This window comes from Bacteroides sp. AF34-31BH, from assembly GCF_003602795.1.
Taxonomy (GTDB): Bacteria; Bacteroidota; Bacteroidia; order Bacteroidales; family Bacteroidaceae; genus Bacteroides; species Bacteroides uniformis.
This window is the reverse complement of sequence record NZ_QTLV01000043.1, coordinates 1-514: the sequence shown is the minus strand read 5'-3', so window position 1 is coordinate 514 and position 514 is coordinate 1. Positions and strand designations below refer to the sequence as shown.

The 514-nt window shown below is 57.2% G+C and carries 1 protein-coding gene; it reads right to left on the bottom strand.

Translation table 11 applies throughout. The features are described 5' to 3' along the window. Positions 1-514: TolC family protein (locus tag DWZ67_RS19975; RefSeq protein ID WP_133302965.1), on the bottom strand; the 514-nt coding region annotated here is incomplete at both ends.

Below are 514 nucleotides of genomic sequence, written 5' to 3'. Positions count from 1 at the left end.
ACCGACACCATCTCCTGCTGCATGGGATGCCTGTATGCTTCACCGAATTTCTCCGCCACCTGGTTGAAGCCGACGCTGGCGTTGATGCTGGCGTTGAAGCGCGACTCCTTCTTCGTCTTGTCTACTGTCTGCTCGGCTTCCAGCACTTCCTGACGAAGCCCCAGAAATTCCGGATTGTTGGCTTGAGCGGCCAGCAAAGCCTCATCAACCGGTATGGTCAGCGCCCTCGGACGTCCCGGAAGCGACACCCTGATATCCGTGTTCTTCTCCATATTCAGGAAAGATGCCAACGAAAACATGGCGCGCTTCAAGGCACTGGCGGCATTCTGCAAAGTATTGCGGGCGTTCACCACGTCGAGTTTCAGCGTCAGCAGGTCGGCACGGCTGATGGCGGCTATCTTCAGGCGCTGCATGCCGATGCGGTAGAGGGTATCGGTGGAGACGGCATTGTCCTTGGCCAGGTCATATTCCGCCTGTGCCATGGCAAGCGCAAAGAAATAGGTAGTGGCCTGCT